The following is an 18,289-nucleotide window of genomic DNA, read 5'->3' on the forward strand; positions in this document are numbered from 1 at the left end:
ATTTTGCAACGATTGAGATTGGCGAAGGCCGCAGTGACATCCGATCTCCCCCCTTGAGGGGGAGATGGCCGGCAGGCCAGAGGGGGGTGTGCCAGAACGCCATCATCGCAGATCAATCATCTCAAAACGCCACCCTATCGCCACCCTTCAGCGCCAGCATCTCGCGCGCCTCGGTCGGCGTTGCGACTTCCAGCGACAGGCCGTCGAGAATGGCGCGTATCCTGCGCACCTGATCGGCATTGGATTTCGCCAATTGCCGTCCATCGTAGAGACTGTCCTCCAGCCCGACGCGGACATTGCCGCCCATCGCCGCCGCGATCGAGATCAGCGGCATCTGATGGCGGCCGGCGGCGAGCACCGAGAACTGGTAGCTGTCGCCGAACAGCTTGTCGGCGATGCGCTTCATATGGATGAGATTGTCGGGATCGGCGCCGATGCCGCCGAGAATGCCGAGCACGAACTGGATGAACAGCGGCCCCGACACCAGCCCGCGGTCGCGAAAATGCGCCAGCGAATAGAGATGGCCGACATCGTAGCATTCGAACTCAAAGCGCGTGCCGCAGCCCTTGCCGAGCTTTTCGAGCACGCCTTCCATATCGGCAAAGGTGTTCTTGAAGACGGTGTCGCGCGTGGCTTCGAGCAGCTTTGGTTCCCACTCGTGCTGCCACTCCCTTGGCTTGTCGAGCATCGGGAACAGCGCGAAATTCATCGAGCCCATGTTGAGCGAGCACATTTCCGGCTCGGCCCGCAGTGGTGCCGCCAGCCGCTGGTCGAGCGTCATCAGCGACGAACCGCCGGTGGTGATGTTGATCACCGCATCGGTCGCTTGCTTGATGCGCGGCAGGAACTGCATGAACACCTCAGGATCGGCGGTCGGCCGGCCGTCTTTGGGATCGCGGGCGTGGAGATGCAGGATTGAGGCGCCAGCCTCGGCCGCCGCGATGGCGTCGGTCGCGATCTGGTCCGGCGTCACCGGCAGATAGGGCGACATGGACGGGGTGTGCACCGAGCCAGTGACCGCGCAGGTGATGATGACTTTCCTCGGCGCCATTCTTTAGCCCTCAGCCTTCGACCGGCAGGTCGAGTTCGGCGGCCAGAACTTCCAGCGAATCGCCGATGATGGAAATGATCTCGCCGACCTCTTCAGCCGTGACGATCATCGGCGGCGCCACCATGAAATTGTCGCCGTCGACACCGCCCTTGACCCTGCGGCCGTAGATGATCAGCCCGCGCTCGTAGGCGAGGTCGAGCAGGCGCTGCGTGGCTTTCTTGCCCTGTTCGATCGGCCGTAGAGTTTCGGGATCGGCAACCATCTCGGCGCCGGTGAGCAGGCCTTTGCCTCGGACATCGGCGATGAACGGAAAACGCTTCGCCAGCCCTTTCAGCCCGTCCATCAGCACGTCGCCCATCGCGGCGGCATTGGCGATCAGGTCGAGGCGGTCCATCTCGCCGAGCACGGCGAGCCCGGCCGCGCAGGCGAGCGGATTGCCAGCATAGGTGTGGCCATGCTGGAAGCCGCCCGACGCCAGCAGCGGCTCGACCAGCCGCATCGGGGCGGCCAGCGCGCCGAGCGGCGCATAGCCGGAGCCAAGCCCCTTCGACAGCGCGACGATGTCGGGCTTGCAGTTCCAATGGTCGCCGCCAAGGAATTTTCCGGTGCGGCCGGCGCCGCTCATCACTTCATCATGGATGAGCAGGATGCCGTAGCGGTCGCAGATCTCGCGTATACGCGGATAATAGCTGTCCGGTGCGACGAGGGCCGAAGTCGCCGCACCGCCGATCGGCTCCATGATGAAGGCGAGCACGCTGTCCGGGCCCTCGGCCTGGATCTTCTCCTCCAGCATGTCGGCATAGCGGACGCCGCGCTGCTCCATCGAAAGATTGTCGCGGTCGCGCCATGCCGTCGGCGCCGGCACGGTCGGCATCACCCGCATCATCGGTGTGAACGTTTCGGCCAGCGCATCGTCGCCGGTTATCGAAAGCGAACCCAGCGTGCCGCCATGATAGGAGGGAAAACGCGTGATAACCTTCCAGCGCTTCGGCTGGCCGGTCGCGACCGCCCATTGCCGCGCCAGCTTGATGCAGGATTCCGTCGCCTCCGAACCGCCGGAGACGAAGAAGATTCGGTCCATGCCCTCCGGCAGTTTGCCGGCGAGCTCCCGCGCCAGTTCTTCCGCCGGTTCGTTCTCGAAATGCAGCCGGTAGGCGAAGGTGGCGCGGTCCATCTGCCGCTTCATGGCATCGAGCACGTTGCGGTTGGAGTGACCGATATTGGCGACCATCGGCCCGCTCGATCCGTCGATGAAGCGGCGGCCGTCCTGCGTCCACATATAGATGCCTTCGGCGCGGTCGATCAGCGGCCGGCGCAGGCTGGAGAGGTAGAACAGGTGCGATGGCGCGCGCGTTTCTGAACCAGTTGATGAGGGCTTCTGCATGTCAGGACTTTCCGAGGTAGCGATCGATTACATTCCTGGTCACGCGCTCGACCATCGGATCCTGCCTGAGCAGGCCGGCCACCCATTCGCAGCTTCCGGCGTGGAAAACCTCGCCCTTGCCGCGCGGGAAATTGACGATCATGCCGTTGCCGCGTTTGACTTTTTCCAGATTGGCGTCGGTCGCCTCGCCAAATAGCGTTTCGGCCGTAAAGCGGCCATCCTCGTCGGTGAGAAACTGGTCCTCGATCGGGATGTCGGCGCTTTCCTCGACCTGGCTCGCCATGCCGACGGCCAGCACCTGCAGCCCGTCAGGCGCACCGCTGTCCGGTGTCGGATAGGGCAGGCCGCCGCGGATCTCGAAATCGAGCCCGTCGACCTCATAGCCATAGACATGACTGTCGGCGCCAAGCAGGTCGCCATAGTACATGCCGGTGCCGGCAAAGGCCCAGTGCTCGGGCCGATAGACCGGAAAGCCGCGCATGCCGCGCGGTGCGCATCCGCCCCAGCCGGCATAGACGCCGCGCGTCGCGTTGAGGCCGAACGTCATTGCGCCGGGACGACCGATCTCAGGCGCTTCCCAGGAGTTGGTGGCGCGGGTGACGTCGCCGCCATAGGCCGGGTCTTCGGCGCGCGCCCGGTATTTGTAGCAGACCTGCCGCCGGCCTTCGTCCTCGAGCCTGGTCTGCCACATGAAATTGCCGGCAAAGCGCGCCGCATGACCGCCGCGCTCGACGTAGCTGTCGACGGCGTCTCGCATTTCCCAGGTCCAGTACTCGTCATGGCCGACGAAGACCACACAGTCGTAGCCGTCGAGAATCTCGGGCGAGAAGTGCAAATCGTGCTGGCTGGCGAGATCGACGCCATAGCCGGCCCGCTCGGCAAAGCGGAAGAAGTGGCAGTCATAGCTCGCCCAGCCGGAGGAGGTGTATTTCTTCGAATGTCCGGTGGCGTACGCCCATTCCATGTGCGGATAGCGCGGCACGGCTTTCGGCGGCACCGCGACCTCCAGCGGCACGCGCGGCGCATCCTTGGGCAGCACGACAAAGCCGCGGCACCAGGGCCGCTGGGTCGACACCATGCGCGCATATTGGTCGCGGCCCGGGCCGGTGATGCCTTGATAGGCGTTGGAGCCGCCCCATGTGTTGTAGGACAGCCAGGTGCCGGTCCCCGCCACCTGCAGCACGCGACCGGGCTTTTTGCCGGGCAGGGGCGCGACGATGATGAGGTGGTGGCAGTGGATCGGCTTGCCGTCGCCGCCGTCCGCCGTCAGCGTCAGCCGGTAGGCGCCGGACGGCCAATCCTTGCCGATGCTGAATTGAAACGACGCCTCCCAGCCGCAGCCTTCGACCGAGCACTGGTCGGGCGTATCCTGCCAGCGCGCCGATAGCCCCGTTTGCTCGAAGACCTTTGTCTCGCTGCCGCCGTCGCGGACAATGACAATGCTGAAGCGCGGCGCCGTCGAGCTGACATGCAGCGTCACGGTCTCGCCGGCGCGGTAGGAAAATCGATCAGAATAGCACCAGATCTCGCCCCGCTCGCCGTCCATTCCCGGCCATTCATAGTAATGGCCGCGCACCGCCTCGCGGCGCTGCTCGGGCGTCAGTCCGAAATCGGGAAATTCGGTTGGCAGATGGGTCATGAACACCGGAAAAGTGACAGGCCGCCATTTCGGCCATCTGCCGGCCAAGCGTCAAATGGAAACGATCGGGCCAGCAATTGCATACGACACAATTGCTTGGCCGCTCTTGGCCGCACCCGGCAAACCGACTATCTCAGGCGAGGCGGCATTTTCCGCCTCGGGAGCCGGCATGCTGAGAGTGCAAAAGGTCAAGGTCGATGACATCTACGTGCCGACGGCGCGCAAGAAGACGCTGCATCCCGAAACGGTCCGGCACCTGGCCGAAGACATACTGGAAAACGGCATGAAGACGCCGATCCAGGTTCGCAATGACGGCAAGCGCCACATCCTGGTCGAGGGCCTGCACCGGCTGGAAGCCGCCAAATGGCTCGGCGAGACCGAGATCGACGCCTATCTGGTGCAGGCCAAGCGCCACTGAGGCGCGCGACCCGATCGAAAACAGCCAAACCGGTCATTCTTCCGCGGATTTTTTCGCAGGGCATGTCGGCATGCGGCGTGCTCGCTCGTCCTTGGGGCGGAACCCGAGGAGACCGACATGTCCAGACCAATCTATTTCGCCATTCTTGCCTCGGTCGCTGCCTTGTTTGCAGCGCCCGGCCCAGCCAATGCAGTGGAGACCAAGCCCGCCATGACCACCGGAGCAACAGCCATGCCGAAGCCGGAAAAGTCCGGCCTGCTGCCGATCGACGGCCTGAATTACTACTATGCCGTCTACGGCAAGGGCGAACCGCTGCTTCTGCTGCATGGCGGCCTTGGCACGTCGGACATGTTCGCGCCGCTGCTGCCGAAGCTGGCGGAAAACCGCACCATCATTGCCGTCGACCTGCAGGGCCATGGCCGCACCGCGCTCGGCGAGCGACCCTTCAGCCTGGAGGGGATGGGCGACGACATGGCTGGTATCGTCAAGGCGCTCGGCTATGACAAGGTCGACGTGCTTGGCTATTCGCTGGGCGGCGGCGTCGCCTTCCGCATGGCCGTTCAGCATCCCGAGACGGTGAGACGTCTGGTCCTGGTCTCGACCGGCTTCGCCGCCAATGGCTTCTATGACGAGATGCGCGGCCAGCAGGCGCAGGTCAGCGCGGCCGCCGCCGATTTCATGAAGGACACGCCGATGTACAAATCCTACGTCGCCGTCGCCCCACGTCCCGACGATTTCCCCAAACTGCTCGATGCGCTGGGCAATTTCATGCGCAAGGATTACGACTATTCCGCCGATGTGGCGAAGCTGAAGATGCCGGTCATGCTGGCCTATGGCGACAGCGACATGTACAAGCCCGAGCACGAGATCAGGTTCTACCAGATGCTCGGCGGCGGGCTGAAGGATGCCGGCTGGATGCGTGAGAACCTGTCGCAGAACCGGCTGGCCATCATTCCCAACCGCACCCATTACGACGTATTCTTCGCACCGGAACTGACGGCCGCGGCACTGCCCTTCCTCAATGGCGAAACCAAGGTGAAGACCTGGGACGAAGTCCTCAGCGAAACGAAATAGCTTGCCTGAAATACATGCCGGCCGTCTCGAAGAGGCGGCCGGCTTTTTTGTGCCTGCGAAACCCCGAAACCTTGGCGCAGCCATTGGTCCTATCGGCGCAATCGATGGCGCCATCAGGGCTTTTCAATTGACCGAAAGGTACCTGTCGATATCTTCAAGAGACATTCAGTGCGATGGGTTCGAATGATGACGAAATACCAGGGCGGATGCCATTGCGGGGCAGTGCGCTACGGCACCGAGGCGGCGCCGCTCAACCAGCGCGTCTGCCACTGCCGGCGCTGCCAGAAGGTCATAGGCGCGGCGTTCAACGCCCGCCTTTTGTTTCGCATCGACGATGTCACCGTCGAGGGAGAGGTGGCGATGGTCAACACCTCTCCGGACCTCAAGCGCGGCTTTTGCGCCGCTTGCGGCACCACGCTGTTTTCCCGACGCGACTCCGCCGGCATCGTCGGCATCACCACCGGCTCGCTCGACGATCCCTCGCTGTTCAAGCCGGAAATGCATATGTGGACCGCCTCGAAGCAGCCCTGGCTGCAGCTCGATGACGGCCTGCCGCACCATGAAGGCGCGCCGCCTCCGAACTGACGCCGGCCTTACCGGAATTAATCCCGAAACCACGACATAGCCGGCAAAGCGTCATTGGCGGGCCATGATTGCCTGCCTATCTGTCCTCTGCGGGCCGGTATCGAGGAGACGACCGATGAGCGACAGAATCAGCACCCTGGACGAGCTTTTGAGCGATCCGATGGTCCTCCTCGTGATGGAGCGTGACCGCGTGCGCCCCGAACAGGTTCGCCTGCTGCTCGAACGTGCCCGCCGCCCGGCCGCCGACGCCGTGCCACCGGCGCATGTGGTGGCGAAAAGCTGCATGCAGCAATGGCTGGGAAGGTAAGGCTATGATCCTTCGTCCGGCCAATTCCTAATAACTTGATTCAAACTTTGTTGGTAATTTCTCGTTAGTAATCGAGGCCGGTTTGTCCGGCGGCGTCTGTTTGCCTTCGGTCTGTTGTGTTTTGCGTACAGGTCCAGATGCGGATTTCAGGCGTCGTCAGTTTCATGTTGGCATCGCTGTGGCTTGCCGGCTGTTCGTCCACAGCGGGCGTCGATGGCTTGCAGCCGTCGAACGAGACGACCAGTTCGGTCGTGCGTCCGAGCGCGCCGGTCACAGCGGCTCCGGCGGAGACCGCCGACCTCGCGCCGATGCGGTCCGACATGGTGGCCGACAACGCTGTGGCCGACAATGCGCCGCCCTTTTCCATGGTCGAGGAAGAAGAGGCCATCGTCGCGGGCACGCCGCAGGGGAGCACCAGACCACAGCTCGAGCCCGCCGCTCTGATGTCTGCGCCGAAGCGGTTGACGCGCGCTGCGCCGGCCATGCTGGCCTCGCCGGTCACCCGCTACGGTTTTCGCGACGCCAAGCCGATCAATTTCGGCAAGGCTTCGCCACGCTACCTTGCCGTCCACGGCGTCGACGTCTCGCGCTGGCAGGGCAATGTCAACTGGGGCAAGCTGCGCGCCCAGGGCGCCAACTTCGCCTACATCAAGGCGACCGATGGCGGCGACCATCTCGACCCGATGTTCATGAAGAACTGGCGCAATGCCGACGCCGCCGGGCTGAAGCGCGGCGCCTATCATTTCTTCTACTGGTGCCGCACCGCGGGCGAGCAGGCCGACTGGTTCATCCGCAATGTGCCGAGGGTCGAAGGCGCGCTGCCACCGGTAATCGATGTCGAGTGGAACGGCGAATCTTCCTGCAAGCGGCGGCCGTCGCGGGCCACCGTGCTGGAAAAGATGAAGGTGTTCATGGACAAGCTGGAGCGCCATTACGGCCAGCGGCCCATCATCTACACCGCACCGGATTTCTATCGCGACAATCTCAAGGGTGCGTTTCTCGATTATCCGTTCTGGCTGCGCGCCGTGGCGCGGCATCCCTCAAAAGTCTATCCCGGCCGCAAATGGCTGTTCTGGCAGTACTCCGGCTCCGGCCTGTCGCACGGCGTGACCGGCCGCATCGACCTCAACGTCTTCCATGGCGACGAGCGCGCCTGGCGGGCATGGGCAGGCGGGCAGACGACCGTCGCCGACGCCGACTGAACGTCAGGCCGGTGCCGGTGCGCCTGCGCTGCCTGCCGCTGCGCCTTGGGTTGAATTTTCAGCGTCTCGCTAACGATCCGCTCACTGTGTCCTTTAGCGGTATCGCAACAGCCTTCCGGTAACGTGCCCGTGATCGGGTTTTCGGAGGGATCCATGCGCAATCCAGTTGTGGCTGTCGCACTTGCCGCCGCCGTCGGCTACGGGTTTTTCAGTTCGCTCGGCCACATGCCGGGCGGAAGTGGCGCTTCGCTGGCGGAGTCGAAGCAGAACGTCGTGTCCTATTCCACCGAGGACAAGGCGATGCAGGCCGCCAAGGACAGCGGCCGCTCGACCCTCAAGCGCTTCCACGAACTGATGGACGCCGGCACGCCGGGCACCTACACGGTAAAATTCCCGCTGACCCAGAACGGCGCCACCGAGCATATCTGGCTGCAGCTGGTGGGCTACAGCGAAGGCTCCTATATCGGCCTGCTTGCTGACGTGCCGGTCAATGGCAACAAGTACAAGATGGGCGACAGGATGACGGTAACCGAGGCCGACGTCGAGGACTGGATGATCAAGAACGGCAAGGTGATCTACGGCGGCTACACCACGCGCCAGGCGCTTGCGGATATGCCGAAGGAGCAGGTTGCAAAGTACGGGTTGACCTTCAAGGATTGAGCGCTTCTTCCTTCTCCCCTTGTGGGAGAAGGTGGCCGAGCGAAGCTCGGTCGGATGAGGGGTGTTCCAGCTTGGCAATGACGGTACTCCGTCACGCACCCCTCATCCGTCTCGGCGCTATCGCGCCGATCCACCTTCTCCCACAAGGGGAGAAGGGAAAGTCTAGCGCTTTTCGCGTTCGCGTATCTCTGCCGTCTGCGCCAGCACCCAGTCGCGAAACACCTTGATTTTGGGCGCGTTGCGGCGGCTCTCCAGATGCACCAGCCAATAGCCGTCGCCGTCCGATCCAAGCACGCCGAATGGCTGTATCAACTGGCCCTTTTCCAACAGGGCGCTGTAAAGGTTTTTGGTCAGGATCGCGGCGCCCTTGTCGGTCAGCGCCGCCATCGCATCATAGGCCTGCGTACCCAGTTTCGGGCCAGCGATGACGCGATCGGGCTCGAACGGCACGCCGGCAGCCTTGAACCAGATTTCCCACCAGGGATCGTCGGCACAGCATAGCGGCAGTTGGTAGAGATCCTCGGGGCGGTGGATGCCGCCGACGCTTTCGGCGAGTCTCGGGCTGAGCATCGGCGTATAGTCCGCCTTGAACAGATAGTGAGCCGTCAGGCCCGGCCATTTTCCACTGCCGGTGCGAATGCCGACATCCATGCCGCCGCGCGTGAAATCGACCAGCCCGTGCGATGTATTCACCTTCACGGCAAGATCGGGATGCATCAGCTGGAATGTTCCAAGCCATACGGCCAGCCAGTTCGATGCGAAGGTTTCCATGGTCGTCACCGACAGCACGCCGGTCGCTCCACCCTTGGTGGCGACCCATGCGTCGGCCAGGGTCGAGAACGCGCCTGTTGCGTGCGGCGCCAGCTGCTGTCCGGCCTCGGTCAGCGCGATCTGCCTTGTTTTTCTTATGAAAAGCGGCGTTCCGGCACGTTCTTCCAGCACCTTTATCTGATAGCTGGCAGCTGATTGGGTCATGCCGAGTTCTTCGGCTGCCTTGGTGAAACTGCCCAGCCGGGCCGCGGCTTCAAAGACCCTGATGGCTCCTAATGGTGGTAGTTCCCAGCTCATGACGCATCAATCCCGCTGATGCATACTACGCGACGTTCGATTGGAAACCAAGCCCGGAAAACGGCATGCTGCATTCATCGGATCAAACCCTGGAGGATACGGCAATGACCACCACCATCGCTCTCTACAACACGCTTCGCCGGCCGATGCTCGACCTCTTCACCGCGCCGTTCAGGCCTCGCAAGCACGGCATGCTCGACCGCCGCTCGCTGTCGGATCATTTCCTCAGGGATATCGGTATGCTTGACGGACGCGTGCCTCCCGGCACCATTGGCTAAGCAAGCTCTTTGACCAGGGGAGGGAAAGATGACTGTGTTATCCGAGGATCTGGCGAAGAGCCGACAAACGATCAACGCCTATGAGGACTATGCCGAACGCTACGACGCTCTGGTGCGGCACGTTCCGAACCAAAGAGAACAGAAATGGCTGAAGCGCCTGGTGAAGATCGCCGGCAAAGGCGGCCGGATTCTGGAAGTCGGTTCGGGACCCGGATACGATGCGGACTTCGTCGAAGGGCTCGGTGTCCAGGTTCGGCGCACAGACGCAACGAAGGGGTTTCTTGAGTTGCAGGCCGCACGCGGCAAGCATGGTGAGTTTCTCGATCTCATCACCGACGATCTCGGCGGCCCCTACGACGCGGTGCTCGCATTGTGCGTCCTGATCCACGTGCCGCGCGAGCAGGCCGACCAGGTGCTTGCCAAGATTGCCGGGTCGCTGCGGCCGGGCGGCGCCTTCCTCGTCTCGATGCGCATTGGCGATGGCGAGAAGAGCGGCGAATATCATACGGTCTACTGGCGCAGGGACGACTTCGCGGCCCGACTCGAAAACGCCGGGCTGGTTCTTGTCGGAGACGAATTCAACGTCGGCCGCGATCGCGAGGAATGGACCACCTTCCTGGCTGTGAGGCCGTCATGACGCGCCGCGGACTGCCAGGCAATCGCCGTCAGAAATAAGGTCGCAGGTTCTCGCGAATGCGGTCCAGCACCGTCTTTCCCGAGATATCGGCGGTGAAGGTCTTGCCGGTGATGGTCTCAAAGGCCTGCGTATAAACCCGCGATGTCTGCTCGATGAGCTCGGCGGGGATTTTCGGAATACGATCCTTGTAGGGATCGCAGCGCGCGGTCACCCAGGCGCGAATAAAGTCCTTGTCGAAACTTTGCGGCCGCTCGCCTGCCTTGAAGCGCTCCTCATAGCTTGCCGCAAGCCAGTAGCGGCTTGAGTCGGGCGTATGGATTTCATCGGCAAGGATGATGGTGCCATCCTTGTCCGTGCCGAACTCGTATTTGGTGTCGACCAGGATCAGGCCGCGCTTCGCGGCCAACGCTTTGCCGCGCGCAAACAGCGCCAGCGCATAGCGCGAGACGGTGTCCCATTGCTCTTCCGACAGCAGGCCGCGCGTCAGGATCTCGTCGCGCGTCAAGGGCTCGTCATGACCGCCATCGAGCGCCTTGCTGGTCGGCGTGATGATGGCCTGCGGCAGCTTCTCATTGTCGCGCAGCCCGTCCGGCAGGCGGATGCCGTACATATCGCGTTCGCCGTTCTTGTATTTCGTCAGCACCGAAGTGCTGGTGGTGCCGGCGAGATAGTCGCGAACAACGATTTCCACCGGCAGAATGTCGAGCCTGGTGCCGACAACGACATTGGGGTCGGGATAATCGAGCACATGGTTTTGGCAGATGTCCGCCGTTTCCTCGAACCAGTAGCGCGCCGTCTGGGTCAGCAGTTCGCCCTTGAGCGGGACAGCGGTCAGGATCACATCGAAGGCGCTCAGCCGGTCGGTGGCGATGATGATGCGGCGGCCATCCGGCAGATCGTAATTCTCGCGGACCTTGCCTTTATAGTGGTTCGGGAGTTCCGGAATGAAGGCATCCGAGAGAACGCGCAGTGCTGTCATCCTGGTCTCATGGCTCCTAACAGTTTGGGCGACTCTTAACAAAGTTGGCGGGGCTTCGATACCCGAGGAAGGGCGGTTCGTCCTTTGCGAATAATCAAGACATTGCCTTCGCCCTGCTATCTATTTGCAGCTTCCTGCACTCCTGGGGGACGCGGTGGACGTAGAGCTCAAATTTCTGATTGTCGGATTTGCCTGCGCGATCGCGGGTGGTCTGTCGTTCATCACCTTCGTCAAATGGCGCGAGGTGCAGGCGATGAGCCACTGGCTGCCGGCGCCGGGCAAGATCATCTCGTCGCGCGTCGAGGCGCGTGAAGTCAGAAGGTCGGGCGTCGGCTCGGACAGCAGCGACACCACCGAGATGCGCAATTTTCCGGCGATCACCTTCGAATACAAGGTCGGTAAAAAGAAATATCAAAGCTCGCGCTACAGCGTGAAGGAGAATCTGGGGAATTTCGAAGTCACCGAAACCCTGGCGCAGTTTCCCACCGGCGCTGAAGTGACCGTCTTCTACAATCCGGCCGATCCGGGCAAGGCCGTGATCGAACGCACCCTGCCGGACGGCGCCTTCAAGTTCATGGTCAAGCTCTCGGCCTGGCTGGTGATCGGCACGGTGGTGTTGGTGTTTTCGCTCGGTGGCGTGCTGGAGGCGATCCGGCCGCACCTGCCCAAGCCGCAGAACCTCGGCGCCGGAGCGCTGCTGCTGTTCATGGGCCTGATGATCCTGCGCATGGCCTTCGTCCAGAAGTCGCTTGCCGAGCAGGCGGCAAAATGGCCGGTCGCGCCCGGCCGCATCGATTCCTCCGGTCTGCAGGCGCTGCGAAACTACAGCGGCCATCGACGCTGGAGCACCGTCTTCAAATCCCGCATCGTTTACAGCTACGGCGTCGCCGGCCAGCGCTACACCTCCGATCGCGTAACCTTCGGCGCCACGGTCACCGCTTCAATGCCCGGCCTCGTCAGCGGCCAGGGGCGCAGCTATGTCGAGGGCAGCAAGGTCGACGTGCATTACGACCCAGCCAACCCCGCCTCGGCAGTGCTCGAATGCAGGGTGCGCGGGCTTTGGCTGCTGTGGGTCTGTTCGGCCGCGTTGCTGGGCGGCGCGGCGTGGCTGGTCGGTTTTATCTGAGGCGCCCACTTTCATGACAAGACATCCAATGATCGTCCGCAGGCTGGCTGTCGTTTCCCTGGCTCTGCTCGGCGCCGTGCAGGCAGCGAGCGCAAGAGAATGTCTGCTCAGCCATGCCACCTACCGCGAGCCGCGTTCGGGCGCGGTGATGCAATTCCGGCCGCTGAACAATGAGCCGGCGGCACTGACGGCCGAAGTGTTTTCGGTGACTGTGCCCAACACCGGCACGCGCTTGCCGGCCGACATCACCTGGACCAATGGCAAAAATTCGCTTCCGCTCGGCACCATCCACCACGCCTGCACCGACGACGACCGCGAAGCGGGGCTGGAGGATGGCAGCGGTCTCTGCCGGATATGGATGGGCCAGGTCTATGCCTTGACCGGAGGCGGCGCCGAGCAGCTGAATTCGCGCGAAGCGACACCGGCGCCGAAAGGGCTGTTGCTGCCCGATTTCGGCGCGGGCTTCACCGAATTTGCCGATTTCGCCAATGCCAAATCCGGACGGCTCGGCGTGGGACGCCTTCACATTGACAGGATGCAGCGATGAATAGCGCCATGAGATCAATTGTCTGGATTTGCGTGCTGTTTGCCGCCGCGGCGATATCAGCCGCTGCATATGCGGACGAGCCGTCGCCGTCGCGCCCGCCGATCGACAAATGCGTCTGGGAAAAACTGACCGACAAGACGGTCGGCCTCGCCGCCTGGGTGCAGCGATGCGATTTCGGCTTCCGCCAGATCCATTTCGAATTCGTCGGCGGCGCACTCGCCATCAAATACAGCGATGGCGGCGCGCCCGATCCGCTGGTCGAGGTGTTCGACATCAAATCGGGCGAAACCGCCGAGGCCGCGGTGCTGCGCCTGTTGCTGGAAAAGACCGACAAATCAGTCAGCGCCCGCTGCGTGCTGGCGCCCTACACCGAGGGCACCGTGCCCGCCGGCGTCAAACGCTACACATTCAGCCCTGATGCTGCCTATGCCAAAGAGCTGAAAGCGGTGGTGAGTGATGACGTTCCCGAACCACCCTGCGGCGACTGGGGCGAAATGCCCGACGGCATCCAGTACTTCGAGGTGCCGGCGGGCGAGGGGCACAAGCTGCTGTTTGTGCGTGCGGGGCAGGACGAGCCGTTGTTTGACGAGCAGACGCTGCGGGTGCCGGGATAGGATGTTGTCCTGAAGGCTACCGCTTATGCCTCTACATATTCCGCGAGACTGATTCCTTTGGGTACCTCCAGCCCATCGGCGCGCAAGCCCTCGATGTGAAAGCGTATAGCGTCGCGAATTTCGATTTCTACTTCTGGCACGGTAGCACCAGTTGCGATGCAGCCGGGTAGGTCCGGCACATAGGCAGAGAAATTGTTGCCTGCTTTTTCAATCACCACCGCGTAACGCATACAATCACTCCTTCAAACCGGACTGCTTGAGGATGCTGTTCAGTGTTCCTGGCGCAACCTCTTCAGACGGTTTGCCGGCCACGGTGACGCGGCCGGCTTTGGTTTTGTGCTTATATTGGCGATGGCTGCCCTTGGTTGCAACCAGATATTAACCGTCGGTCTCCAGCAGGCGAATGACTTCGCGGACTGTAAGCCGAGGCGGCATGAGTTCTCAGCTGCACCCGCTCGTCGAGCCGCAGGTATCGCACTTCTCGCAGGTGCCGTTCCGCACCATGGTGAAGTTGTGGCATTCCGAGCATTCGTTGCCGGTGTAGCCTTGCATCAAGGATTGCTGACGGCGCGTGGAGGCAAGCGCCTTTGCCTCGGCCGCTTCTTTCGCTGCTTCGTCGGTGAACAACCCGGTGGGGTCGGCAGCCTCCTCGGAAACAATATCTTCGACCAATTCCTTGGCTCGCTCCTCATAGTCGCGCTTGTAGGCGATGGCTTCGTCGCTTGCTGGTTTAAGCGCCAGCACATTGGAGCCTGAGAACGCAGTTGGGGTGACCCGGGCAGGGGCCGCGGCAGGTGATCCGGCAAAACCCTTGGGTTCGCCACCTAGGCCAGACACCAACTTGACCGGCGAGGCGCCGCGGGTAAGGCCCTTCGAGAACGGCGTCGCCTTGCCTTCGTTGATGCCGCGTCCGAGCGCCGTCTTGTCGAAATCCGACTGGTCGACATGGGCGAGGTCGTGGCGGCCGAGGTAGGACACGGCGAGTTCGCGGAACACGTAGTCGAGGATCGACGTCGCATTCTTGATCGCGTCGTTGCCCTGCACCATTCCGGCCGGCTCGAACTTGGTGAAGGTGAAGGCCTCGACGAATTCCTCGAGCGGCACGCCATATTGCAAGCCAAGCGAGATGGCGATGGCGAAGTTGTTCATCATCGCCCGGAAAGCCGCGCCTTCCTTGTGCATGTCGATGAAGATCTCGCCGATGCGGCCGTCATCGAATTCGCCCGTGCGCAGGTAGACCTTATGGCCGCCGACCACCGCTTTCTGGGTGTATCCCTTGCGGCGGTTCGGCAGTTTTTCACGATCGCGATAGAGACGTTCGATGACGCGTTCGACGATCTTCTCGGTCACTTGCACGGCGCGCTGTGAAGCGGGCGCAGCGATCAGCTGCTCGACCGCGTCGTCCTCGTCATCCTCGCTGTCGGCGAGCAGCGACGAATTCAGCGGCTGCGACAGCTTTGAGCCGTCGCGGTAGAGCGCGTTGGCCTTCAGCGCGAGCTTCCACGACAGCATGTAGGCGCCCTTGGCGTCTTCCACCGTCGCATCGTTGGGCATGTTGATGGTCTTGGAGATGGCGCCGGAGATGAAGGGCTGTGCCGCCGCCATCATCTGGATGTGGCTGTTGATGGACAGCGAGCGCTTGCCGATCTTGCCGCACGGGCTGGCGCAATCGAACACTGGGAGGTGTTCGGGCTTGAGGAAGGGCGCGCCTTCCAGGGTCATGGCACCGCAGACGTGGATGTTGGCGGCCTCGATGTCCTTTTTGGAGAAGCCCAGCGCCGGCAGCATCTCGAACGAGAAGTCGTTGAGCTGCTCGTCGGTGAAGCCGAACGTCTCCTTCACCCAGTCGGCGCCGAGCGTCCACTGGTTGAAGACGAACTTGATGTCGAAGGCCGACTTCAGTGCTGCGTTAAGCGCCGCGATCTTGTCGTCGGTAAAGCCCTTCGCCTTGAGCGAGCCGGGGTTGACCGCCGGCGCCTGGTTCATGTTGCCGTGGCCGACAGCGTAAGCCTCGATCTCGGCGATCTGGCTTTCTGAATAGCCCAGCGTGCGCAGCGCTTCCGGCACGGCGCGGTTGATGATCTTGAAATAGCCGCCGCCGGCGAGCTTCTTGAACTTCACCAAGGCGAAGTCGGGCTCGATGCCGGTGGTATCGCAATCCATGACGAGACCGATCGTGCCGGTCGGCGCAATCACGGTCGCCTGCGCGTTGCGGTAGCCATGCTCTTCGCCGAGTTCGATGGCGCGGTCCCAGGCAGCCTTGGCGTGCGCGGCCAGTTCCTGCTGCTTCAGGTCGGACGCGACCAGCGGCACCGGATTGACGGCGAGCTTCTCGTAGCCCTGCTTTTCGCCATAGGCGGCACGGCGATGGTTGCGCATGACGCGCAGCATGTTCTGCGCATTGCGGTCGTAATCGGCGAAGGCGCCGAGCTCGCCGGCCATCTCGGCCGAGGTGGCATAGGCAGTGCCGGTCATGATGGCGGTGAGCGCTGCGCAGATGGAGCGGCCCTCGTCGGAATCATAGGGAATGCCCGACGTCATCAGCAGGCCGCCAATGTTGGCATAGCCGAGGCCGAGCGTGCGGTATTCGTAGGACTGCTTGGCGATCTCCTTCGACGGGAACTGCGCCATCATCACCGAGATTTCCAGAACGACGGTCCACAGCCGCACCGTGTGCTCGTAGGCGGCGATGTCGATCGTGCCGTCGGCATTGCGGTAAGGCAGCAGGTTGATCGAGGCCAGGTTGCAGGCCGTGTCGTCGAGGAACATGTATTCCGAGCACGGATTGGAGGCCCGGATCGCACCGGCCGAAGCGCAGGTGTGCCAGTCGTTCATCGTCGTGTTGAAATGCAGTCCCGGGTCAGCGGACGCCCAGGCGGCGTAACCGATCTTTTCCCAGAGGTCGCGTGCCTTCAGCGTCTTCAGCACCTTGCCGTCCTTGCGGGCGGTCAGGTGCCAGTCGGCATCGTTCTCGACGGCGCGCAGGAAATTGTCCTTCAGCGACACCGAATTGTTCGAGTTCTGGCCCGAGACCGTGAGGTAGGCATCGGAATCCCAGTCGGTGTCGTAGGTCTTGAACGACATCGAGGTGTAGCCCTGCTTGGCGAACTGGATGACACGGTAGATGTAGTTCTCCGGCACGGCCGACTTCTTGGCCGCCTTGATCTCGCGCTTCAGCGCGGTGTTCATCGACGGGTCGAAGCAGTCGTCATCATGGCCTTCGCAATTGATGCAGGCCTTCATAATCGCTTCGAGATGTTTTTTCACGATCTTGGAGCCGGTGACCAGCGACGCCACCTTCTGCTCTTCATTGACCTTCCAGTCGATGAATTCCTCGATATCGGGGTGGTCGGCGTCGACGATGACCATTTTCGCCGCGCGACGCGTGGTGCCGCCCGACTTGATTGCGCCCGCCGCGCGGTCGCCGATCTTGAGGAAGCTCATCAGGCCGGACGAACGGCCGCCGCCCGACAGCTTTTCGCCTTCGCCGCGCAGCATGGAGAAATTGGAGCCGGTGCCCGAGCCGTATTTGAACAGGCGCGCTTCGCGCACCCACAGGTCCATGATGCCGCCTTCGTTGACAAGATCGTCATGCACGCCCTGGATGAAACAGGCATGCGGCTGCGGATGCTCGTAAGACGACTTCGACTTGGTCAGCTTGCCGGTAAACGGGTCGACATAATAGTGGCCCTGGCTCGGACCATCGATGCCGTAGGCCCAGTGCAGGCCGGTGTTGAACCATTGCGGCGAGTTCGGCGCAACGCGCTGGGTGGCGAGCATATAGGCGAGTTCGTCGCGGAAGGCGCTGGCGTCTTCTTCCGACTTGAAGTAGCCGCCCTTGTAGCCCCAATAGGTCCAGGTGCCGGCCAGCCGGTCGAAGACCTGGCGGGCGTCGATTTCGGAACCGTAGCGCTCGGCTTCCGGCAGCTTGGCAAGCTCGGCCTCGTCGGCGACGGAGCGCCACAGGAAGGAGGGGACGTCGTTCTCCTCGACCTTCTTCAGGCGCGCGGGCACGCCGGCCTTGCGGAAATACTTCTGCGCCAGGATGTCGGCGGCAACCTGCGAGAACTGCGCCGGCACATCGATATTGTCCAAGCGGAACACCACCGAGCCGTCCGGATTCTTGATCTCCGAAAGCGCCTTGCGGAATTCGATCTCCGCGTAAGCTGATTGGCCTGGCTTGGTGAAACGACGCTCGATGCGCATTGGTCCGGTCCCTTTTGTCTATATATAGCGCTTTTCCCCGGGGATTTCTGCCCCCAATGCGAAACGCGCATGTCCGCCGTCTGCCGGCGTTCGAAAACACCGGCTCTCCTTGTGGCAGTCTTCGTCGCCTTGCTGGTCGAGCTTCTTACGAAGCCGCTGTTCCAACTCTGCGCCGAACCCTGCGGGTCCCTCAAAACTGAATTTTTCCTCGATTCCCTCGACCGAGGGAAATTCACACTATCTAGCGTCGAACCTGCCTGCAAACACTAAATATAGTGTTAACAGACAATTTATTCCAGTCCGACAAATCTCCCTTTTCGCTCCCGAAGCCCCCACGATCCAACGCTTCCGCCAGCCTCGTAAACAGGCGGAAATCATGGCCAAAACGCACAAAATCCGGGAAAAATGACCGGGCTCGAAACTCTCCGGTCGCGCCCTCAACAAGAGCACATGGCACATAAAAGGCGACTCGGTTTGCGTCGTCAAGGATTCGTTTGCGTAGCTTTTGTGACCC

Annotated in this window: 19 protein-coding genes; 11 read left to right on the forward strand and 8 right to left on the reverse strand. The window is 62.3% G+C overall.

Features of this window, described 5'->3' with window-relative positions; all coding sequences use genetic code 11:
* Nucleotides 1-121: 121 nt before the first annotated feature.
* From kce to NLY33_RS18670, 3 genes are read right to left on the reverse strand one after another with little or no spacing between them, the layout of a single operon-like run.
* Nucleotides 122-1,051: a 3,5-dioxohexanoate:acetyl-CoA acetone transferase gene (kce, locus tag NLY33_RS18660; RefSeq protein ID WP_023706488.1), complete on the reverse strand. Its 930-nt coding sequence runs from the start codon at nt 1,049-1,051 to the stop codon at nt 122-124.
* A 10-nt stretch (nt 1,052-1,061) separates the two neighbouring features.
* A complete protein-coding gene (locus NLY33_RS18665) occupies nt 1,062-2,435 on the reverse strand; it encodes an aminotransferase family protein (protein WP_023690163.1) in 1,374 nt (457 codons plus the stop codon).
* Nucleotide 2,436: 1 nt separating this feature from the next.
* Nucleotides 2,437-4,074: a N,N-dimethylformamidase beta subunit family domain-containing protein gene (locus tag NLY33_RS18670; protein ID WP_023706489.1), complete on the reverse strand. Its 1,638-nt coding sequence runs from the start codon at nt 4,072-4,074 to the stop codon at nt 2,437-2,439.
* Between the two features lie 169 nt (nt 4,075-4,243).
* On the opposite strand from NLY33_RS18670, the gene NLY33_RS18675 reads away from it, so the two are divergent.
* The 6 genes from NLY33_RS18675 (at nt 4,244) to NLY33_RS18700 (ending at nt 8,320) form a co-directional block, all read left to right on the forward strand.
* Nucleotides 4,244-4,492: a ParB N-terminal domain-containing protein gene (locus tag NLY33_RS18675; protein ID WP_023694150.1), complete on the forward strand. Its 249-nt coding sequence runs from the start codon at nt 4,244-4,246 to the stop codon at nt 4,490-4,492.
* A 117-nt stretch (nt 4,493-4,609) separates the two neighbouring features.
* Nucleotides 4,610-5,566, forward strand: coding sequence for an alpha/beta fold hydrolase (locus NLY33_RS18680; protein ID WP_023708621.1), 957 nt, complete (start codon nt 4,610-4,612; stop codon nt 5,564-5,566).
* 186 nt (nt 5,567-5,752) lie between these two features.
* Complete coding sequence (locus NLY33_RS18685) at nt 5,753-6,151, forward strand: GFA family protein (RefSeq protein WP_023669059.1); 399 nt, start codon at nt 5,753-5,755, stop codon at nt 6,149-6,151.
* Between the two features lie 115 nt (nt 6,152-6,266).
* The gene (locus NLY33_RS18690; RefSeq protein ID WP_023669058.1) at nt 6,267-6,458 is read left to right on the forward strand and encodes a hypothetical protein; all 192 of its coding nucleotides are present in this window, start codon (nt 6,267-6,269) and stop codon (nt 6,456-6,458) included.
* 137 nt (nt 6,459-6,595) lie between these two features.
* Nucleotides 6,596-7,660: a glycoside hydrolase family 25 protein gene (locus tag NLY33_RS18695; RefSeq protein ID WP_023684920.1), complete on the forward strand. Its 1,065-nt coding sequence runs from the start codon at nt 6,596-6,598 to the stop codon at nt 7,658-7,660.
* 153 nt (nt 7,661-7,813) lie between these two features.
* Nucleotides 7,814-8,320, forward strand: a complete 507-nt coding sequence (locus tag NLY33_RS18700) for a DUF2314 domain-containing protein (protein WP_023700830.1) — start codon at nt 7,814-7,816, stop codon at nt 8,318-8,320.
* Nucleotides 8,321-8,482: 162 nt separating this feature from the next.
* On the opposite strand, the gene NLY33_RS18705 is transcribed toward NLY33_RS18700, so the two are convergent.
* Nucleotides 8,483-9,388: a LysR family transcriptional regulator gene (locus NLY33_RS18705; RefSeq protein WP_023708620.1), complete on the reverse strand. Its 906-nt coding sequence runs from the start codon at nt 9,386-9,388 to the stop codon at nt 8,483-8,485.
* Between the two features lie 104 nt (nt 9,389-9,492).
* Between NLY33_RS18705 and NLY33_RS18710 the strand changes: the two genes are divergently transcribed.
* A complete protein-coding gene (locus NLY33_RS18710; protein ID WP_196814128.1) occupies nt 9,493-9,666 on the forward strand; it encodes a hypothetical protein in 174 nt (57 codons plus the stop codon).
* Between the two features lie 28 nt (nt 9,667-9,694).
* Nucleotides 9,695-10,303, forward strand: coding sequence for a class I SAM-dependent DNA methyltransferase (locus tag NLY33_RS18715; protein ID WP_023706496.1), 609 nt, complete (start codon nt 9,695-9,697; stop codon nt 10,301-10,303).
* Nucleotides 10,304-10,331: 28 nt separating this feature from the next.
* On the opposite strand, the gene NLY33_RS18720 is transcribed toward NLY33_RS18715, so the two are convergent.
* Complete coding sequence (locus NLY33_RS18720; protein WP_023709325.1) at nt 10,332-11,273, reverse strand: phosphoribosylaminoimidazolesuccinocarboxamide synthase; 942 nt, start codon at nt 11,271-11,273, stop codon at nt 10,332-10,334.
* 163 nt (nt 11,274-11,436) lie between these two features.
* On the opposite strand from NLY33_RS18720, the gene NLY33_RS18725 reads away from it, so the two are divergent.
* The 3 genes from NLY33_RS18725 to NLY33_RS18735 are packed head-to-tail and all read left to right on the forward strand — an operon-like array spanning nt 11,437 to nt 13,569.
* Nucleotides 11,437-12,408 carry a DUF3592 domain-containing protein gene (locus NLY33_RS18725; protein ID WP_023706498.1) on the forward strand — a complete coding sequence of 324 codons (972 nt, stop codon included), beginning with the start codon at nt 11,437-11,439 and terminating at the stop codon, nt 12,406-12,408.
* A 13-nt stretch (nt 12,409-12,421) separates the two neighbouring features.
* Nucleotides 12,422-12,955 carry a hypothetical protein gene (locus tag NLY33_RS18730; RefSeq protein ID WP_245261189.1) on the forward strand — a complete coding sequence of 178 codons (534 nt, stop codon included), beginning with the start codon at nt 12,422-12,424 and terminating at the stop codon, nt 12,953-12,955.
* Nucleotides 12,956-12,963: 8 nt separating this feature from the next.
* The gene (locus NLY33_RS18735) at nt 12,964-13,569 is read left to right on the forward strand and encodes a hypothetical protein (RefSeq protein ID WP_023709748.1); all 606 of its coding nucleotides are present in this window, start codon (nt 12,964-12,966) and stop codon (nt 13,567-13,569) included.
* Between the two features lie 23 nt (nt 13,570-13,592).
* Here the strand turns inward: NLY33_RS18735 and NLY33_RS18740 are convergent, their stop codons facing one another.
* The 3 genes from NLY33_RS18740 to NLY33_RS18750 all read right to left on the reverse strand — a co-directional run bounded on the left by NLY33_RS18740 (nt 13,593) and on the right by NLY33_RS18750 (nt 17,775).
* Nucleotides 13,593-13,799 (reverse strand): type II toxin-antitoxin system HicB family antitoxin, encoded by a 207-nt coding sequence (locus NLY33_RS18740; RefSeq protein WP_023669048.1) that lies wholly within the window; start codon nt 13,797-13,799, stop codon nt 13,593-13,595.
* 4 nt (nt 13,800-13,803) lie between these two features.
* The gene (locus NLY33_RS18745) at nt 13,804-13,944 is read right to left on the reverse strand and encodes a type II toxin-antitoxin system HicA family toxin (RefSeq protein ID WP_245261193.1); all 141 of its coding nucleotides are present in this window, start codon (nt 13,942-13,944) and stop codon (nt 13,804-13,806) included.
* A gap of 66 nt (nt 13,945-14,010) precedes the next feature.
* Complete coding sequence (locus NLY33_RS18750) at nt 14,011-17,775, reverse strand: vitamin B12-dependent ribonucleotide reductase (RefSeq protein ID WP_023709327.1); 3,765 nt, start codon at nt 17,773-17,775, stop codon at nt 14,011-14,013.
* Between the last annotated feature and the right edge of the window lie 514 nt (nt 17,776-18,289).

Origin of the sequence: Mesorhizobium sp. C432A, assembly GCF_030323145.1 — a bacterium.
In the GTDB taxonomy this organism is placed as follows: Bacteria; Pseudomonadota; Alphaproteobacteria; order Rhizobiales; family Rhizobiaceae; genus Mesorhizobium.

Coding starts and splice junctions, on each gene's coding strand:
- kce (WP_023706488.1), bottom strand. CDS start 1,051: ATGGCGCCGAGGAAAGTCATCATCACCTGCGCGGTCACTGGCTCGGTG.
- NLY33_RS18665 (WP_023690163.1), bottom strand. CDS start 2,435: ATGCAGAAGCCCTCATCAACTGGTTCAGAAACGCGCGCGCCATCGCAC.
- NLY33_RS18670 (WP_023706489.1), bottom strand. CDS start 4,074: ATGACCCATCTGCCAACCGAATTTCCCGATTTCGGACTGACGCCCGAG.
- NLY33_RS18675 (WP_023694150.1), top strand. CDS start 4,244: ATGCTGAGAGTGCAAAAGGTCAAGGTCGATGACATCTACGTGCCGACG.
- NLY33_RS18680 (WP_023708621.1), top strand. CDS start 4,610: ATGTCCAGACCAATCTATTTCGCCATTCTTGCCTCGGTCGCTGCCTTG.
- NLY33_RS18685 (WP_023669059.1), top strand. CDS start 5,753: ATGACGAAATACCAGGGCGGATGCCATTGCGGGGCAGTGCGCTACGGC.
- NLY33_RS18690 (WP_023669058.1), top strand. CDS start 6,267: ATGAGCGACAGAATCAGCACCCTGGACGAGCTTTTGAGCGATCCGATG.
- NLY33_RS18695 (WP_023684920.1), top strand. CDS start 6,596: ATGCGGATTTCAGGCGTCGTCAGTTTCATGTTGGCATCGCTGTGGCTT.
- NLY33_RS18700 (WP_023700830.1), top strand. CDS start 7,814: ATGCGCAATCCAGTTGTGGCTGTCGCACTTGCCGCCGCCGTCGGCTAC.
- NLY33_RS18705 (WP_023708620.1), bottom strand. CDS start 9,388: ATGAGCTGGGAACTACCACCATTAGGAGCCATCAGGGTCTTTGAAGCC.
- NLY33_RS18710 (WP_196814128.1), top strand. CDS start 9,493: ATGACCACCACCATCGCTCTCTACAACACGCTTCGCCGGCCGATGCTC.
- NLY33_RS18715 (WP_023706496.1), top strand. CDS start 9,695: ATGACTGTGTTATCCGAGGATCTGGCGAAGAGCCGACAAACGATCAAC.
- NLY33_RS18730 (WP_245261189.1), top strand. CDS start 12,422: ATGACAAGACATCCAATGATCGTCCGCAGGCTGGCTGTCGTTTCCCTG.
- NLY33_RS18735 (WP_023709748.1), top strand. CDS start 12,964: ATGAGATCAATTGTCTGGATTTGCGTGCTGTTTGCCGCCGCGGCGATA.
- NLY33_RS18740 (WP_023669048.1), bottom strand. CDS start 13,799: ATGCGTTACGCGGTGGTGATTGAAAAAGCAGGCAACAATTTCTCTGCC.
- NLY33_RS18750 (WP_023709327.1), bottom strand. CDS start 17,775: ATGCGCATCGAGCGTCGTTTCACCAAGCCAGGCCAATCAGCTTACGCG.